Genomic DNA, 3133 nt, shown 5'->3' with positions numbered 1-3133 from the left:
GTAATAGTCCGACGAAGGCCGTCCTTGCCTGATGTGCAAGCTGCGGGAAGCATCTGACCCGAATCGCAGACCCGCTTGGAGGTGTGCGCTAAGAGGAGATGGTGCACACCATGAAGAGCGAGCAAGACCCAGAGAAGGCGAGCCGGCGACATCACGACCGGTCGTTCAAGCAAGAGCTGGTGCGACAAAGCCTGGAGCCAGGCGCGTCCGTATCGGCGATCGCGCTGCGAGGTGGCATCAACGCCAACATGCTGTTCAAGTGGCGCAGGGAGCATGTTCGAGCCGCAGGCGACACGCCGCCGGCGGTGCTGTTGCCGATAGAGGTAGCACCGGCGACCGAGGTCATGTCCATTCCGACTTCCGCTGCGCCTGCCCCATCGTCATCGAGACCGACACCGCGGACCGGCGTCATCGAACTGGAGTTCGCCGGCGCGCAATTGCGACTGCGTGGGACTGTCGACGAAGACAGCCTGTGCAGTGTCTTGCGCGCACTGCGCCAGAGTGCATGATCGGCCCGCGTGCGGGCACCCGCGTCTGGCTGGCCGCGGGCGTGACGGACATGCGCTGCGGCATGGACACGCTGGCGGCGAAGGTTCAGACCGCGCTCACCGAGGACCCGTATTCCGGACACGTCTTCGTCTTCCGCGGGCGGCGCGGCGACCTGGTCAAGCTGCTGTGGAGTGACGGCGACGGCATGTGTTTGCTGGCCAAACGGCTGGAGCGTGGCCGCTTCATCTGGCCGCAGGCCGAGTCGGGCTCGATCTCGCTGAGCGGTGCGCAGCTGTCGATGCTGCTCGAAGGCATCGACTGGCGCCGACCCGAGCGCACCTGGCAACCGCGCGCAGCGGCGTAGCGGACCGCCGGTCAAGTTGACAGGACAATTCCCGTTGTTGGAGCGGGTTCCGGTCGGCACAGTCGTGCCCATGACCTCGCAGGAACTGCTTGCCGCCAACGCCGCGCTCAGCGGCGAGGTGCAGCGCTCGCAAGAGGCATTGAAGATCGCGCTGCTGACCGTCGAGAAGCTCAAGGTCGAAGTGGCGTACTTGCGGCGCATGAAGTACGGCCGCTCCAGCGAGCAGCTTGAACACGCTCAGCTTGAGCTCGTGGGCGGCCAGCTCGCGCAGCCGACATTGACACCGACGACACAGGCCGAAGGTGCCGGCGCCGAAGACGGCGAGCACCCTTCCAACGTCACGTCCATCGAGCAGGGCCGCAAGAAGCGCCAGGCGCGACAGCGCACTGGCGTGCGCGACTTGCCAGATCATCTGCCGCGGCGCACCGTGATGCACACGCCGCACAGCGGTTGCAGCTGCGAGGCCTGCGGCCGCGGCCTTCGCGAGATCGGCCAAGACGTCTCGGAGGTACTCGACTATGAGCCGGGCAGCTTCCATGTCGTGCGCCACGTTCGCCCCAAGCTCGCGTGCACGCGCTGCAGCACGATCACGCAGGCGCCAGCGCCGAGCCGGCCCATCGATCGCTGCGTGGCCGGCACTGGCCTGCTCGCGCACGTGCTGGTGAGCAAGTACTGCGACCACGCGCCTCTTTACCGGTTGTGCCAGATCTACGCCCGTGAGGGCGTCGAACTGCAGCGCTCGACCCTGGCCGACTGGGTGGCGCAGGCGGCACGCCTGCTGAGCCCGCTGGCCGAAGCCATCGGCCGCTACGTGTTGGCGGCCGACAAGATCCATGGCGACGACACGCCGATCCGCGTGCTCGGCGGCGCCGGTGCCAAGGCGCGCACTGGCCGTCTGTGGGTGTACGTGAGGGATGACCGCCCCAGCGGCGACACAGCGCCGCCGGCGGTGTGGTTCCAGTACTCGGCGAACCGCAAGGGCGAACACCCCGTGCGCCACCTGCGGCACTTCAAGGGAATCCTGCAAGCTGACGCCTTCGCTGGCTACCACCCCTTGTACGAGGACGGCCGGGTGGTCGAGGCGGCTTGCTGGAGCCATGCACGGCGCAAGCTGTGGGACATCCACGAGCGCCAGCACAAGCTCGGCGGAACGCTGGCGCACCAGGCGCTGCAGCGCATCGGCAAGGTCTTCGGGGTGGAGGCCGAGATCCGAGGCAAGCCGCCACACGAACGAATGCGGGTTCGCCGGGAACGCACGAGTGCGATGCTGGGCGACCTGAAGGCATGGTTCGACACAGCGCTGTCGCAGGTCTCGGCGAAGTCGCCGATGGCGTTGGCGATCGGGTACTCGCTGAGCAACTGGACGGCGCTGACGCGCTTCGTCGACGATGGGCGGATCGAAGCGCACAACAACGCGGCCGAGCGCGCACTGCGCGGCGTGGCGATCGGGCGGAAAAACTACCTGCATCTCGGCTCCGACAACGGCGGGCACAGCGCGGCGGTGATTTACACCTTGATTGGCTCGGCCAAGCTCGTCGGCCTCGATCCGCAGGCCTACTTGCGCCACGTGCTCGAGCGCATCGCCGACCATCCGAGCAACCGCATCGACGAGTTGCTGCCGTGGGCGGTCGCCAGTGAGCTTGCCAAGGCGGCGCCGACGAGCTCACCGCCTACCGACAAGCTCGCGGCCTGAGCGCATCGCCGCTGGCAAAATCGCCAGCATGCGTGTCAAGCAGATCGAAGATCTTCCCATGGCCACCAGCGCTGAGCTGTACCAGCTCAGCTGGGTCATCGAGCAGCTCATGGCCGACCCCAGGCGCATCGTGCAGGCGCGCTCTCAGCTGCACATGGGCCAACTGGTGAAGTACTGGGACTGGGGGACCGGCAAGCTGCGTGAGGCTCGCATCGCGGCGATGAAGGACCGGCAGGTCACGCTGCTCGACGAGCAAAGCAAACAGCGCTTCAGCGTGCTTTACGCGGCCGTCGTGCCGGTCGATGAGCAGCAGGCAGGCACGTCATCCTCACCAGCGACCGCCGCACCGTTGAGACCGCCGCCGGAGATCCATCACAAACAGGACTTCCGCGTCGGCCAGCGCGTGAGCTTCTCCGACCAAAGCCTGAAGCGCCACGTCGGAGAAATCGTTCGGATCAACCAGCGTACGGCCACAGTTCACTGCGACGGCCGCGCATGGCGCGTGGCGTTCGCTCTGCTTCAACACGTCACAGACGTCACGCCTTAAACCACCCAGCCGTCAACAACGGCCTCGAGCGGACTATTAC

4 protein-coding genes are annotated in these 3133 nt (G+C 66.6%); all 4 read left to right on the top strand.

From position 1 onward, the window contains the following. Window positions 1-110 precede the first annotated feature (110 nt). On the top strand, window positions 111-509 hold the full coding sequence (gene tnpA / locus AC1DMS_RS31605; protein WP_478182133.1) for an IS66-like element accessory protein TnpA: 399 nt from the start codon (window positions 111-113) through the stop codon (window positions 507-509). Further along, a complete protein-coding gene (gene tnpB, locus AC1DMS_RS31600) occupies window positions 506-853 on the top strand; it encodes an IS66 family insertion sequence element accessory protein TnpB (protein WP_124962304.1) in 348 nt (115 codons plus the stop codon). Before tnpA ends, tnpB begins: the two co-directional genes overlap by 4 nt. 85 nt (window positions 854-938) lie before the next feature. After that, window positions 939-2546, top strand: coding sequence for an IS66 family transposase (gene tnpC, locus AC1DMS_RS31595; RefSeq protein ID WP_478182134.1), 1608 nt, complete (start codon window positions 939-941; stop codon window positions 2544-2546). 28 nt (window positions 2547-2574) lie between these two features. After that, complete coding sequence (locus AC1DMS_RS31590; RefSeq protein ID WP_478182132.1) at window positions 2575-3093, top strand: hypothetical protein; 519 nt, start codon at window positions 2575-2577, stop codon at window positions 3091-3093. Window positions 3094-3133 lie beyond the last annotated feature (40 nt).

The organism is Variovorax sp. 05T418 (assembly GCF_056396385.1).
Note: the sequence above shows the minus strand (reverse complement) of the source record. Positions and strands in the feature narration are given on the sequence as shown.

What these genes read in the sequence shown, in the direction of transcription:
- tnpB (WP_124962304.1), top strand. Translation starts at nt 506, where the DNA reads ATGATCGGCCCGCGTGCGGGCACCCGCGTCTGGCTGGCCGCGGGCGTG.
- AC1DMS_RS31590 (WP_478182132.1), top strand. Translation starts at nt 2,575, where the DNA reads ATGCGTGTCAAGCAGATCGAAGATCTTCCCATGGCCACCAGCGCTGAG.
- tnpA (WP_478182133.1), top strand. Translation starts at nt 111, where the DNA reads ATGAAGAGCGAGCAAGACCCAGAGAAGGCGAGCCGGCGACATCACGAC.